Below are 14,125 nucleotides of genomic sequence, written 5' to 3' on the forward strand. Positions count from 1 at the left end.
GGGCTTTTTTCTTATTGTAATAAATCCCAAACTCGAAGAAACTTATGTTATACGACAACATCAGAGTTAATTCTACTTAAGTCCTAGAAAACCGTGTAAAGACGAATGTTTTTGTCGAAAAAAACATAAGAATTTTCAAGGGAAAAGATACAATCTTTTTCCATAACTTCTAAAGAGAGGAGGGAGATTGTGAATCTTTTAAACGATATCAGCTTTAAAAGATTGCAAGGTGCACTCGATGCGTCCAATATCAGACAACGAACAATTGCTGACAACATCGCGAACGCCGATACTCCGTATTTCAAGCGCTCGGACGTTTCTTTTGAAGAAATGTTGCAAGGGCAAATGAATGGAGATATGCCTGTTCTTAAGGGTAAATTAACTGATGCAAGGCATTTTGTCATAGGTCCTTCCTCTTCCGTACCCACGCCAGTAGTTAATATGGACCAGTCAACCTCCATGAATAACAACGAAAACAATGTCGATATAGACAGAGAAATGAGTCTTCTGGCGGAGAATCAGTTACGTTATAACGCTTATATTCAGCAAGTGAACGAACAAATTAAAATCATGCGTGTTGGCGTGGAAGGGAGATAACCTAAATTGAACATTAGTAATAGTTTTAGTATCAGTAGCTCAGCTCTGACAGCCCAACGGTTGCGGATGGACGTAATATCTTCCAACATTGCCAACGCAGAGACTACGCGCGCGAGCGTATCCAATGGTGAGGCGGTCCCTTACAAACGTAAAATGGTTGTGCTTGAGCCGAATAAAACGTCATTTGGTACGATGCTGCAAAATCAGATGAGAGGTAGCGGTTCAGGAGATGGCGTAAGAGTAACGGAGATTCGCGAGGATCAGTCACCTCTGAAGCCTGTGTATGACCCTTCTCATCCGGATGCAAACGCAGAAGGATATGTATTTATGCCTAATGTGGATATTGCGAAAGAAATGGTCGACATGATCTCTGCTTCGCGTTCATATGAAGCAAACGTAACAGCACTGAATTCAACCAAAGCGATGATCTCCAAAGCTTTGGAGATTGGAAGATAATCTGCTTAAAAATGAAAATAAGAAAAATACAAACCAGGGATGAAGGGGAGGGACATTAATGATTCAGAACAACATGTTTAGCACACAGGGGATACAACCGCTACAGATGAAGAGTGCAACCGAAAGTAAGCCTTCTACACCAGCCGAAACCATTCAGAGCTTCGGTACATACTTACAGAATGCATTAGGGTCCGTTGCAGCACAGGAGGCTCAATCGCATGAAATGTCGAATCAATTTTTGGTCGGCAAAGCGAATGTGGATCAAGTGATGATTGCTTCAGAACAGGCCTTGTTAAGTCTACAACTCACAACTCAAGTCCGAAACAAAGTGGTCGAAGCATACCAAGAAGTTATGCGAACGCAGTTATAAAATAACCTACTTGCGCTTCGATAATAGCGCTGATCATTACAACAAAGCAGCTGCGATGCTGCTCCTGATCGTCAACCTATGAAACGGCTAGGGTTGAGTAAGGACAGACTAAGCAAAGTTTCGGATGGGGTGACAGAGTGAATGAGAGAATCGCCCAGTACAGGGATAAGGCATCCCAGTATTGGAATAGTTTTAGCAAAAAGCAAAAAGTATTATTTATATCTACCTTCCTGTTTCTGATTTTGGCTGCAGTTGTACTCACGATGCAATTGTCCAAAACGGAATATGAAGTTGCTTTTACAGATTTGAATGCAAGTGATTCAGCGGGCGTGATCAGTTATCTCGATTCATCTAGCATTCCATACAAATTAAGTTCAGATGGCAAGACCATATCCGTACCGAGTACAAGTGTTGCAATTGCAAAGGTGAATGTTGGATCTCAAGGGATTATTCAGAATGGTTCATTAGGGTATAAGTCATTCGAGGAGTCATCATCCCCCATCGGGATGACGGATAAAGAGTTTGATGTAAAGTACAACAACGCTATAAACGGAGAAGTTGAACAGTTACTTCAGCGGATGCAAGGGATACAGGATGCTAAAGTACTGGTTAATATGCCGAAAGATAACATCTTTGCTGGTTTGGAAGAACAAGACAAAGCATCAGCATCGGTAGCTCTCCAATTCAAACCGGGTTATCACCCAAATCAGGCAGCGGTAGATGGCTACTTTAACTTGGTTAAGACTGCAATTCCTAATCTGCCTGTTGAGAACATCACAATTACAAACACAGATGAAGCAGAATTGATTCCAACTGCCCGAGGTGGCAGTGGCGGGTTGTCTTCCGAAGTTCAAGAGAACATGGCACTACAGAAAAAGTTTGAAAACGATGTCCGTAATAACGTAAAGCAATTCCTTTCCCAGATTGTAGGCGAAGACAAAGTTAATGTTTTGGTAGCCTCCAAGCTTAATTTTGACAAAGAAACACGTAAGGAAAATCTGGTCACACCTGTTGATGTAGATAATATGAAAGGCATCGAGATCAGTGTGCAGGAGATTCAAAAGAGCTACACTGGCGCAAGCAATCCAACAGGTGGTGTTGCTGGCACAGGACAAGAGGAAGTTCCGGGTTACCCATCATCTGATGCAACCGGTAACTCTACCTCCGAAGAATCATCAAGCACTATAAACTACGATGTTAATCGAATTGCCAAGGATATCATTTCCAGTCCGTATACTGTAAAAGACTTAACCATTAACGTTGCGGTTGAACCACCGAATGGAGAAACAGAATTACAGGGACCGGTTCAGGACGCAATTGAGAACATTTTGGTTAACATTGTTCGTGCTTCACTGGCAGACTCAGGCACTGTAATAAGTGACGCCGATCTGACAAAGAAAGTTTCAGTCATGTCACAAGGCTTCCAGACTGCCTCTGCAGACAATACAGGTTTCCAACTTTCCTCAACGATGATGTGGGGTGGAGGCGCACTCATAGCGGCATTGATCGTAGCGGTAGTTATTTTGTTAGTACGCCGTCGCCGCAAACAAAACGAAGTCGAAGAAGAAGAGATTCCTCTTCCAATAGCAACAGAGTTCCCGTCCATTACGCTGGACAGTGTAACGAACGAAAGTCAGGTGCGCAAACAATTGGAGAGTTTGGCCAAGAAAAAGCCAGACGAATTCGTCAATCTGCTGCGTACATGGCTGGCTGACGAATAGAGGTGAGCGCATTGGCAAAGGCAAGCAGTCAAGGTTTGACTGGCAAACAAAAAGCAGCAATATTGTTGATTACATTAGGTCCGGAAGTATCGGCTCAGATATTCAAACATCTGCGTGATGAGGAGATTGAGCAACTTACGTTGGAGATTGCCAACGTTCGCAAAGTTGATTCTTCTGAAAAGGATATGATCATGGCCGAGTTTCACCAGATCTGTCTGGCGCAGGAATATATCTCTCAGGGCGGTATCAATTACGCCAGAGAAATCCTGGAAAAAGCTCTGGGTTCATCAAAAGCACTTGAAGTCATTAATCGTTTGACAGCTACGCTGCAAGTCAGACCATTTGACTTTGCGCGCAAAGCAGATCCGAATCAAATTTTGAACTTTATTCAGAATGAAAGCCCGCAAACGATTGCCCTGGTTCTGTCTTACCTGCAATTCGAACAGGCGGCAGCGATTCTATCATCCTTGCCACAAGAGAAACAGGCAGATGTCGCTCGCCGGGTGGCTGTTATGGATAGTACTTCGCCAGAAGTTATCTCTCAAGTGGAGCGGGTTCTGGAACAGAAGTTATCCTCTACCGTAACGCAGGATTACACCAATGCAGGTGGTATCGAATCGATCGTTCAGATTCTGAACGGAGTCGATCGGGGTACAGAACGTACCATTTTGGACTCGCTTGAAATTCAGGATCCAGAGCTTGCAGAGGAAATCAAAAAACGCATGTTTGTATTCGAAGATATCGTCAATGTGGATGATCGTTCGATTCAGCGCATTATTCGGGATATCGACAACGCAGATTTGCAGCTGGCACTCAAAGTGGCAAGCGAAGAAGTTCGGGATGCCGTGTTCCGGAATATGTCGAAACGGATGTCCGAGACATTCAAAGAAGAGATGGAATTCATGGGACCTGTGCGATTGCGTGATGTTGAGGAAGCTCAGACACGTATCGTAGGAACGATACGCAGATTGGAAGAAGCCGGTGAGATCATTATCGCACGCGGTGGAGGAGATGATATCATTGTCTAATTTGATTAAATCTTTCCAGTATGTACCGGTTGATGACCGTAAAAAACTTGAAAATCATCATCATTATGGTGGTGCTGAGGAGTCTGAAACGGAATTAAATGGTGTGAGTGCTGAAGGTTCTGAAGTTGAGACACTTCAAGCACGCGTGGACGAAGAAACACAACGTCTTACCGCAGAAATGCTGGAAGATGCCAAGGAGTTTGCAGAAAAGCAAGTACGTGAAGCTTCAGAAGAGGCAGAGCGCATGCTTCAAGAGGCCCGTGAACAGATCGACAGCTGGTGGCAGGAACAACGACAACAGGATGAACATCTGACTGAAGCGCTTCGTTCACAAGGTTTCCAACAGGGTTTTGAAGAAGGCAAAGTACAAGCTGAACTGGATCTCCAGGTGCAAATCGAAAAGATGATGATTGAAGCCCAGGAAGTGCTCAAGGAAGCTTATGTAGCTAAAGATCAGATCATTCAGGAAGCCGAACCGTTCCTCGTGGAGCTCGCTTGCGGGATCGCTGAGAAAGTCATTGATAAGCAACTTACCATTGAACCCGATCATACATTGGAACTGATTCGTCAGAGTTTGTCACGTAAACGGGAACAGGGTTTGATCACACTCTGTGTGGCACCTGATCAGTTTACATTTGTACAGGCAGCTCGTGAAGAATTGTCTCTGTCTATTGACTCTCAGGCAGAATTGCAGATTTTGCCTGATTCAACGGTCAAAGATAAGGGATGTGTCATTCGTTCTTCGTTCGGAAGTGTAGATGCGAGAATTGATACACAGCTTGCTGAGATTAAAAAAGAACTGGTCCGCATAGCACTTGAGGATGAGGAGCGAAAAAATCAACATGAAGGTTCTTAGTTCACAGCGATATATGGAACATTTGCGCCAATTCGATCCTGTTCGTATTAACGGCAAAGTTACTCAGGTCATTGGTCTTATGGTGGAGTCAGAAGGGCCAGATGCAAGTATCGGTGACGTATGTTATATCTATCCTGGGAAATCGGCCAAGCCTCTTCAGGCCGAAGTTGTTGGGTTTCGAGATAACAAAGTGCTGCTTATGCCACTGGGTGAACTTCAATCCATCGGTCCTGGCTGCGATGTAGTAGGTACGGGTAAACCACTCGGCGTTCAGGTAGGCTCCGAATTGCTCGGTAAAGTATTGGACGGACTTGGACAACCGCTGGACGGTTCCCTCCTTCCATCCAGAATGCCGATGTACTCTACCTCCAATACACCGGTTAATCCAATGGATCGTCCACGTGTACTTGAAACGATGGGTGTTGGTGTAAGAGCTATCGACGGATTGTTGACCGTAGGTAAGGGACAGCGTGTAGGTATTTTTGCCGGTTCTGGTGTTGGTAAGAGTACATTGATGGGCATGATTGCTCGTAATACAGCAGCAGATGTCAATGTCATCGCGCTTGTGGGTGAGCGTGGACGTGAGGTACGCGACTTTATTGAACGGGATCTGGGTCCGGAAGGACTGGAACGTTCCGTAGTCATTGTTGCAACATCAGATCAGCCTGCCCTGATTCGGATTAAGGGAGCAGTTATTGCGACCACTATTGCAGAGTATTTCCGAGATCGTGGAATGAACGTGATGCTCATGATGGATTCGGTAACCCGATATGCGATGGCACAAAGGGAAGTGGGTCTGGCTGTAGGCGAACCTCCGGCAATGAGAGGATATACGCCATCGGTTTTTGCAAGTTTGCCCAAACTGCTTGAACGGGCGGGTACAGGACCTACTGGTTCGATTACAGCCTTTTACACCGTTCTGGTCGATGGGGATGACATGAATGAACCGATCGCGGATGCGGTAAGGGGTATTCTGGATGGACACATTGTGTTAAATCGATCCATTGCAAATAAAGGTCATTTTCCAGCGATTGATGTGTTAGCCAGCATAAGCCGTGTTATGAAGGATATTGCTCCAGAAGAGCAGTTGGAAGCCGTTAATAATATGAAACGTTTGATGGCTGTGTACAAAGAATCGGAAGATTTGATCAATATTGGAGCTTACCAGCGGGGATCAAATGCAGCCATAGATGAATCGATAGACCAGATTGATAGTATATGGAACTTTACCAAGCAGAAAGTCGACGAGAAAGTCACTTTAAGTGAAGTACAGGAACGTTTGATTCTTGAATTTGCAAGGAGATGAATGGGTAAACGATGAAATTTCGATATCATTTCCAGAAAGTTGTTGACCTGAAGAGTAATGAAAAAACACAGGCAGAGTGGATGTTATCCACAGCGATCGGTAAACTTCAGACGGAGGAAGAACATCTGATACAACTTCTTAATGATAGAAGTAATCTGATCGGCATTATCCAATCTGCTACGAAAAATACAGCGTCTGTAAACAGTCTGCAGGAGATGCAGCGTTATGTACATCACCTTGACGAGTGCATTTCACGCAAAAACAGTGATGTTAAACATGCTCAGGTCAATGTGCAACGGAATCAGACGTTTCTGAACGGTAAGATGGTTGATGAAAAAGTATGGCTTGGAGCGAGAGACAAGGCAAAAATCAAATTTCAGCAGGAGATGCTCCTCCGGGAACAGAACGATCTGGACGAGATGGCTACTGTACGCTTCGCTGCCAAAGCCGGACGCGCGAATTGATGTGAGCCGGACGCGAAGTTGTCTCGTGAAGGAGGAATAAACGATGGCTGTTAAAGATGATAGCGACATGGAAAAAGAGTCGGGAGGCGGTTGGGAAAAGTTTCTCATGATTTCTATCCCGATTGTATTCACCGTGGTATTGCTAGGTGTACTACTTACGCTATTTAATGTAGATATTCGTAATAATTTGTTTGAATTTGCCAACAAGATACCGGTAGTTAAGGAATGGGTACCTGATCCTGTACTGGATCCGGAGAAGGAGAAGCTGGAGAAGAGTGAGCAGCAGGTTGAAAGTGCTGAAGCCACAATCGAAAAGCTGAAATCCCAAGTAACTGCCAAAGAAACAGAGCTCAAGGCAGCACAGGAAGCGACAACAACTGAAGCAAAGAAGGCCACGGACCTTCAGAAGAAGTTGGATGATGCGGAAAAAGCGGCTGAAACGGCTACAGCAGCAACGCCCGAAACGGAATCTGATTATCAGAAACAAATCAAAGATTTGGCTAAAATGTATGCGGACATGAGCCCAAGCAAAGCTGCACCGATTTTGCAAAATATGACGAATGAGGAAATGGTATTGTTGTTGAATGCCATGCAGTCATCTGCTCGGACCAAGGTGCTTGAAAAGATGGACCCGAAAACGGCAGCCGATGTCACCATGATGATGAAGGATGCCAAACCGTCCGGGGATCTGGCGCTGGATGCGCTGCAATCCAGATTGAAGAAAGAAACCACAGCAACTTCAACTGCATCCACAACCACAAGCAAAAACCTGGATAAAAACCAGCTTAGTCAAACATTTGCTTCGATGTCTGCTTCAAGTGGTGCCAAGCTATTATTGGAAACATACAAGTTAAGTCCTGACAAAACATTGACCATCCTGAATTCAGTAGATGATGCAACACGCTCTCAATTGCTTGAGAACATGTCTTCAGAGGATTCGGTTGAAACTGCAAAAATTTTGAACAGATTAATGGGTAACAAGTAGAACTGATTACTCTGTATAACCGAGAGGAGGTGAAAATAAATGTCGATTGTATATCAAATGGCATCCACAGCATCTGCAAAAGCAACGGGGACAGGTCAGACAACCGGAGCACAATCGAAAGGTTCAGCTGTAGGTGCTAGCGGTGAATTTCTCCAAACTCTTGCACAATCGCTATCTGGAGGAAACACAGAAGGTGACAGTTCAAGCGCTACTGGAAGTTTAACTGCCAATCCGTTGTTGTTTTCCTTTGCTACAAGTGAAGAAGGAGAAGCGGCATCAATCACAGATATACTGAATTCGTTGTTCACGGACTTGGATTCACTTGACGAAGCTTTGGAAAATGACCCAGCTCTACTTGCAGGTTTGCAAACTCTGATTCAACAGATGTATACACAATTAAGTGATCCTTCAGGTACTAATGCAGAAGGTTCCGACGAGTCTTCGAACGGAGCGGAAAGTGTAAAAACAGTACCCGCAATTGAACTGTCGCAGCATCCTGCAGCAGTACGTTTTGTTCTGCAAGATATGCTTACACAATTAGTAGCTGGAATGAATGATCCTGAGAGTAACGTTGCGAAGAACGCTCCTGAATTCAAACATTTGTTACAATCTCTGCAGAGTCAGCTTCAAGAGGCTGGAGTGGATACCACTAGTAACAAAGGATGGACTGAACTGAAATCCATACTGGATACATTGACTGCAGTTAAGGATCAGACTGCACAGGTCGCTCCAAGTACTAGGCTTCAAACATCCAAACAGGATTTGGTCGTACCACAAGTTCTTGTTGCGGCAGTGGCGAATTCTGGAACCCAAGTGAAAGCTGAGGTTGAGACAACATCTACTTCAAATGCAGGTGGAGAAGTGGAACACTCAACCATCATTACTGCAGGAGAGCTGTCCTTGCGTTCATCAGGTACTACAGCAGGAAAACCGGCTGAACCTGTAATGCAAACATCACAGTTTGCCAAGGAAATGACACAGTTTGTTGTTAACAAGCTGGATATTGTCCAGCAAAAAGGATTTTCCGAGGCGACCATCTCACTTCGGCCTGAGCATCTAGGTAAGTTGGATGTTCAAATTACCTTGCAGAACGGGCAGCTGGTTGCACGGTTTATGACTGAACATACGATGGCTAAAGACATGCTTGAACAACAAATGACGCAACTGCGTTCTTCACTTCAAGCCCAGGGAATTCAAGTGGAACGACTTGAGGTTACCCAGAACAGTTCAATCGGATCACAGATGTATCAGGACGGAGGCCGTCAGCCGGGAAGTAACTCTCAACAACAACGCCGTTCGCGTGAGCGTGAGGAACAATCGGATGATGCTATAGCTACAGCAGGGATTCAAGAAGAATTGCGTAACTGGCGTAGCGAGCAAGTCGAAGGAAATGAATTACAGAGAGATACGTTTAGTGCTGAGGCTTAAACAGAAATGAGGTGAGCATATGGCTAATGAAATTGTTTCAACGAATAATACCTGGCCGAACTATTCGGCAGCTAATAAAGCAACCACAAGTGCTGCAACAAAAGAATTGGGTAAAGATCAGTTTCTAAAAATCCTGATTACCCAGCTACAAAATCAAGACCCGATGCAGCCGATGGAGGATAAGGAATTTATCGCTCAAATGGCACAGTTCAGCTCAGTGGAACAACTGGTCAATATTTCTACGCAACTTAAAACATTGAACCAGTCCCTTGGTGCTGTATCCGGCATGATTGGCATGGAGGTAAGTTGGCTTTCTTCTAATAAAGATGATAACGGAACTCTTCGTCAGGGTATTGTAGATTCCATCATTGTAAGAGATAGCGTTCAATACGCAAAAGTAGGCAACGACGAGATTAAGCTGGATGAGATCATTCAGGTGAATTATCCAAAAAAGGCAGAAGAGAGTCAAACTCCGGTACAGAACGTTCAGGATGTAGCCCCTGAAACGAACGAGAGCCAAGAAGTTGAATCATCCGCTGAAACGGGTGATACGGAAGATAGCGGGAAAACGATATGAGTGATCGCATAACGGTTGGACAATTATACGCAGGCCCGATTACACCGAATATGCTTCAAAGACCCAAAACGGGAGAAGCTTCGGCTATACCCGAAAAACCTTTTGCAAAAGTGCTGGAAGATAATCTTCTGAAATTGAGCAATCATGCTGCCAAACGATTGGAACAGCGTGGTATTGAACTCAAGACTGAGCAAATGGAACAGATTGGTTCTGCTTTGGACAAAGCTGCTGCCAAAGGAGCCAAAGAGTCATTGATTTTAATGCAGGATATGGCTTTTATCGTCAATGTCAAAAATCGTACTGTGGTTACAGCTATGGATAGTGAGAGCATGAAGGATAATGTGTTCACTCAGATTGATAGTGCTGTAATCATTTCTTAACCGGCTGGCCCTTCTCGGGAGCCGGAATGCCGCTGACCGACTGATGCGGTAACCAAATGAAGACTGGGAGGATTTTTAAAAATGATAAAATCAATGTACTCAGGCGTTTCCGGGATGCGGGGTTTCCAAACAAAACTCGACGTAATTGGTAACAATATTGCGAACGTAAACACGGTTGGCTTCAAAGGCAGTCGGGTTATGTTCAAAGATATTATGAGCCAAACTACGGCAGGGGTAACTGCCCCTGGCGATGCAAGTGGTGGTGTCAATGCGAAACAAATCGGTCTTGGTGTAACGGTAGGTTCAATTGATACGTTGCATCTGGCAGGTAGCCCAATGACAACGAATAATCCAACAGATCTTCGGATTAATGGAGATGGATTCTTCTTGGTACGTTTGAGTGAAGATCAGGAAGTACCTTACCTGACTCGTGCAGGAGATTTCCATGTGGATGCTGCACGTAACCTTTTGACTTCGGATGGATTGTTTGTTCTGGATAACGGTGGTGGAAATATTACGATACCGGATGATGTTGTTTCCTTCACGATAGGTCAGGATGGAACAATCAACCAAACCATGGCAGACGGAACCATCGAAGCGGGTCCACAGCTTGGAATAGGTAAAGTTGTCAATCCAGAAGGTCTTGAGAAAATTGGGGGCAACTTGTATCGTATGACAGCAAACGCGAATCCGGATGGGGCGTTGGAACCATTAACAGCGAACAGTGCTGAGGACGGAACAGGAGCAATCGTTGCTGGACAGCTCGAGATGTCTAACGTGGATCTGACTGGAGAGTTTACTGAGATGATCGTAGCTCAGCGTGGATTCCAGGCCAACTCCCGGATCATTACAACGTCGGATGAAATACTTCAGGAAGTTGTTAACCTGAAACGTTAATAGCTGATTAGTGATTTTTAAAATGTGGAGGAGCTTGCTCCTCCCACTCTGATCGAGGGGGCTTAGCATGATTTCGGTTACGCGGTTAAATGGTTCTCCCATGTGGTTAAATGCGCTGATGGTTGAGATTGTGGAAGAGACGCCTGACACGTATGTTACTCTGGTGACTGGAAAGAGATTGATTGTGCTTGAGAAAGCCGATGAAGTTATTTCCAAAATTAAAGATTACAACCGTGAAATCGGGGTTCAGGCAGCCACTATTAAAGTGCAGCAAACGGAGGAATCCTGATGAAAAAAATGATGCCCTGGCTTGCAACAATGTTGCTGGCAATAACACTCATTGTGGTGGTTGTGTTTGTATTTATGCAAGGACAGACCGGGAATAAGAACGACACACATACGGCGGCAGCTGCTGAAGAAAAAAAAATGACTGCGGATGAAATTGTAGAGGTATCCTCAGAGCTTGCACAGATTAAAACGAATATGGCCGATCCGGATCGTATTATTATGGTTAGTTTTTCTTTCATTTTATCTGATAAAACAGCCAAAGAAGATTTTGAGAAAATTAAAAGCATTACGGTGAAGCCTATTATTATTCAGGCACTTGCAGACACCAAGGCTGAGGAACTGAGTTCGGCCAAGGGTATGAAACAATTCAATGAGAAACTGACAGGTCTGATTAATGAGGCATTGCCTGAGCCGAAATTGAAAAGCACTAGTTTTTCAGACATTGTTATAGCGCCAATGTAAATGAACAGAACACGCTGTAGACCTGTAAGGGGGTGAGAACATGGTGGATGTATTATCACAGAATGAGATTGATGCCCTATTAGCAGCCCTTTCTTCTGGTGAGATGGACGCAGAAGAATTGAAGAAGGAAGATACTCAGAAGAAAATTAGATCATACGATTTTAAGCGGGCAGTGCGTTTCTCCAAAGACCATATCAGAAGCTTGACTCGTATTCACGAAAACTTTGCACGCTTTCTCACCACTTATTTTTCAGCCCAACTGCGGACGTTCGTTCAAATCAATGTCGTTCAGGTCGAACAGTTGCCTTATGATGAGTTTATCCGTTCTATTCCTAAGATGACGATATTGAACATTTTTGAAGCGGAGCCACTACAGGGACGAATGGTGATGGAAGTCCATCCGAACGTGGGATATGCGATGTTGGATCGCCTGCTTGGTGGAACCGGAACTGCTCCAACCAAGATCGCATCGATGACGGAGATTGAGACGACCATCATGGAGCGGATATTCAGCCGAGCATTTGAAAGTTTGCAAGAAGCATGGAAGACCGTGTTGGATATTTCCCCAAGGATGGAAGCGCTCGAGACCAATCCGCAATTTATGCAGATTGTATCTCCCAATGAGACCATTGCTCTGATCTCGCTCAGTACCAAAATTGGTGACACGACAGGCATGATCAATCTATGTATACCGCATGTCGTTCTTGAACCTATTATGTCACGGTTGTCAACTCATCAGTGGTTTGTTTCGGAGAAGAAAACGAGAGCTCCGGAGGAGTATGATGCTCTAAAAGAGCGTGTGAACAAAGCCAAGTTACCAATCGTTGCGGAATTGGGAGAATCGAGAATTTCAATTGCAGAATTTCTGGGTCTGTCCGTTGGCGATGTCATTACGTTGAACAAACCAGTTGATGAGGGACTTTCCATTAAAGTGGGTGACAAACTGAAATACATGGGCAGTCCGGGGACAATCAAAGACCGTGTGGCTGTGCAAATAGACAAGATTGTCACCGAAGGAGTTGAAGAATTTGACGAGTAAGGATTATTTATCCCAAGAAGAAATCGATGCTTTGCTCAGGCAATCGGAATCGATAAACAGCTCGGAACCCGCTGAAAAGACGGTTGATGATTTTTTGACCGAGCTGGAGCAGGATGCCTTGGGGGAGATTGGTAACATTACATTTGGTAGCGCGGCAACAGCCTTGTCCACGCTATTAGGCCTCAAAGTAGATATTACAACACCTAAAGTTTCTATCATTAGTCGAACGCAGTTTGAAGAAGCTTTTCCTAAGCCACATGTTGCCGTTCATGTGAATTACGTGGATGGATTCGAAGGTATTAACTCACTTGTTATCAAGAAGAGAGATGCTCAAGTCATCGCTGATTTGATGTTGGGTGGCGAAGGAAATCCGGTCGATGAAGAACTGAATGAAATCCATATTAGTGCAGTACAGGAAGCGATGAACCAGATGATGGGTTCCTCTGCAACCTCAATGTCCACCATTTTTAATCGTTTTGTGAATATTTCCCCTCCGGGAATTGATATTCTCAATCTGGAGAGTGGAGAGGGTGTAAGTAATCTTCCAGCAGATGAGACCCTTATCCAAGTTTCATTTCGTTTGTTAATCGGGGATCTGATCGATTCCAATCTGATGCAGTTGCTTCCAGTACATTTTGCCAAAAACATGGTAGATATGCTGATTGGAGGCGCTCAGGAGTCAACAGCCAGCGCACCAGTGGCATCAACACCTGAACCTGCGCCAGCAGCTGTACCAGCAACGCCACCACCGGTTGCGGAGCAACCGCCCGTTCAGCACCAACAGGCTCCACAGGCTCCACAACAGCCTGCTCAGGACTATAACGGATATGGACAGGCCCCGATGGGTATGCCTCAAGGAATGCCGCCACAGCAGCCGTATGGCATGCCACCGCAGCAACCTTATGGTGCACCTCAACATTACGGTGGAATGCCAAATAGGAATGTTAACGTACAACCAGTTCAATTCGCCAATTTGCAAAATGGGGCGTATGGTCAGGTAGACGAAAACAATTTGAATTTATTGATGGACATTCCCCTTAAGGTCACCGTAGAATTAGGAAGGACCCAGAAGCAAATTAAAGATATTTTGGAACTGTCACAGGGTTCGATTGTCGAACTGGATAAGTTAGCCGGGGAACCTGTCGATATTTTGGTGAATAACAAACTGATCGCCAAGGGAGAAGTTGTCGTTATTGACGAAAACTTTGGTGTTCGTGTTATAGATATCGTTAGCCAATGGGACCGAATTCAGAAATTACAATAAGCACAAT

Annotated in this window: 17 protein-coding genes; all 17 read left to right on the forward strand. The window is 44.7% G+C overall.

The features are described 5' to 3' along the window. Positions 1–189 precede the first annotated feature (189 nt). The 17 genes from flgB (at position 190) to fliY (ending at position 14,118) form a co-directional block, all read left to right on the forward strand. Positions 190–597 carry a flagellar basal body rod protein FlgB gene (flgB, locus tag MHI52_RS11485; RefSeq protein WP_036609373.1) on the forward strand — a complete coding sequence of 136 codons (408 nt, stop codon included), beginning with the start codon at positions 190–192 and terminating at the stop codon, positions 595–597. Between the two features lie 6 nt (positions 598–603). Next, positions 604–1,053, forward strand: coding sequence for a flagellar basal body rod protein FlgC (gene flgC, locus MHI52_RS11490; protein WP_017689191.1), 450 nt, complete (start codon positions 604–606; stop codon positions 1,051–1,053). A 58-nt stretch (positions 1,054–1,111) separates the two neighbouring features. Beyond that, complete coding sequence (gene fliE / locus MHI52_RS11495; RefSeq protein ID WP_017689190.1) at positions 1,112–1,423, forward strand: flagellar hook-basal body complex protein FliE; 312 nt, start codon at positions 1,112–1,114, stop codon at positions 1,421–1,423. A gap of 137 nt (positions 1,424–1,560) precedes the next feature. Further along, on the forward strand, positions 1,561–3,144 hold the full coding sequence (gene fliF / locus MHI52_RS11500) for a flagellar basal-body MS-ring/collar protein FliF (RefSeq protein WP_340982840.1): 1,584 nt from the start codon (positions 1,561–1,563) through the stop codon (positions 3,142–3,144). An 11-nt stretch (positions 3,145–3,155) separates the two neighbouring features. Beyond that, a complete protein-coding gene (gene fliG / locus MHI52_RS11505; protein ID WP_036609368.1) occupies positions 3,156–4,172 on the forward strand; it encodes a flagellar motor switch protein FliG in 1,017 nt (338 codons plus the stop codon). Continuing rightward, the gene (locus tag MHI52_RS11510; protein WP_076249819.1) at positions 4,165–5,028 is read left to right on the forward strand and encodes a FliH/SctL family protein; all 864 of its coding nucleotides are present in this window, start codon (positions 4,165–4,167) and stop codon (positions 5,026–5,028) included. The genes fliG and MHI52_RS11510 overlap by 8 nt, the downstream gene beginning before the upstream one ends. Continuing rightward, on the forward strand, positions 5,015–6,334 hold the full coding sequence (gene fliI / locus MHI52_RS11515) for a flagellar protein export ATPase FliI (protein WP_036609365.1): 1,320 nt from the start codon (positions 5,015–5,017) through the stop codon (positions 6,332–6,334). Before MHI52_RS11510 ends, fliI begins: the two co-directional genes overlap by 14 nt. Before the next feature lie 11 nt (positions 6,335–6,345). After that, positions 6,346–6,798: a flagellar export protein FliJ gene (fliJ, locus tag MHI52_RS11520; RefSeq protein WP_340982839.1), complete on the forward strand. Its 453-nt coding sequence runs from the start codon at positions 6,346–6,348 to the stop codon at positions 6,796–6,798. A gap of 43 nt (positions 6,799–6,841) precedes the next feature. Continuing rightward, positions 6,842–7,783: a MotE family protein gene (locus tag MHI52_RS11525; protein ID WP_036609363.1), complete on the forward strand. Its 942-nt coding sequence runs from the start codon at positions 6,842–6,844 to the stop codon at positions 7,781–7,783. 39 nt (positions 7,784–7,822) lie between these two features. Continuing rightward, positions 7,823–9,211 carry a flagellar hook-length control protein FliK gene (locus MHI52_RS11530; protein WP_340982838.1) on the forward strand — a complete coding sequence of 463 codons (1,389 nt, stop codon included), beginning with the start codon at positions 7,823–7,825 and terminating at the stop codon, positions 9,209–9,211. A gap of 19 nt (positions 9,212–9,230) precedes the next feature. Continuing rightward, on the forward strand, positions 9,231–9,788 hold the full coding sequence (locus tag MHI52_RS11535) for a flagellar hook capping FlgD N-terminal domain-containing protein (RefSeq protein ID WP_339188225.1): 558 nt from the start codon (positions 9,231–9,233) through the stop codon (positions 9,786–9,788). Then, the gene (locus tag MHI52_RS11540) at positions 9,785–10,168 is read left to right on the forward strand and encodes a TIGR02530 family flagellar biosynthesis protein (RefSeq protein WP_047842481.1); all 384 of its coding nucleotides are present in this window, start codon (positions 9,785–9,787) and stop codon (positions 10,166–10,168) included. The genes MHI52_RS11535 and MHI52_RS11540 overlap by 4 nt, the downstream gene beginning before the upstream one ends. Positions 10,169–10,249: 81 nt before the next feature. Beyond that, positions 10,250–11,065: a flagellar basal body rod protein FlgG gene (gene flgG / locus MHI52_RS11545; protein WP_339188222.1), complete on the forward strand. Its 816-nt coding sequence runs from the start codon at positions 10,250–10,252 to the stop codon at positions 11,063–11,065. 67 nt (positions 11,066–11,132) lie between these two features. Next, positions 11,133–11,354 carry a flagellar FlbD family protein gene (locus tag MHI52_RS11550; RefSeq protein WP_169478481.1) on the forward strand — a complete coding sequence of 74 codons (222 nt, stop codon included), beginning with the start codon at positions 11,133–11,135 and terminating at the stop codon, positions 11,352–11,354. Beyond that, positions 11,354–11,815, forward strand: coding sequence for a flagellar basal body-associated FliL family protein (locus MHI52_RS11555; protein WP_339188219.1), 462 nt, complete (start codon positions 11,354–11,356; stop codon positions 11,813–11,815). Before MHI52_RS11550 ends, MHI52_RS11555 begins: the two co-directional genes overlap by 1 nt. Before the next feature lie 40 nt (positions 11,816–11,855). Then, positions 11,856–12,854, forward strand: a complete 999-nt coding sequence (fliM, locus tag MHI52_RS11560) for a flagellar motor switch protein FliM (RefSeq protein ID WP_339188217.1) — start codon at positions 11,856–11,858, stop codon at positions 12,852–12,854. Then, positions 12,844–14,118 carry a flagellar motor switch phosphatase FliY gene (gene fliY / locus MHI52_RS11565; RefSeq protein WP_150367668.1) on the forward strand — a complete coding sequence of 425 codons (1,275 nt, stop codon included), beginning with the start codon at positions 12,844–12,846 and terminating at the stop codon, positions 14,116–14,118. The genes fliM and fliY overlap by 11 nt, the downstream gene beginning before the upstream one ends. Positions 14,119–14,125: the final 7 nt, after the last annotated feature.

The sequence above is a fragment of the Paenibacillus sp. FSL H8-0283 genome (assembly GCF_045040675.1).
GTDB classification, from domain to species: domain Bacteria; phylum Bacillota; class Bacilli; order Paenibacillales; family Paenibacillaceae; genus Paenibacillus; species Paenibacillus amylolyticus.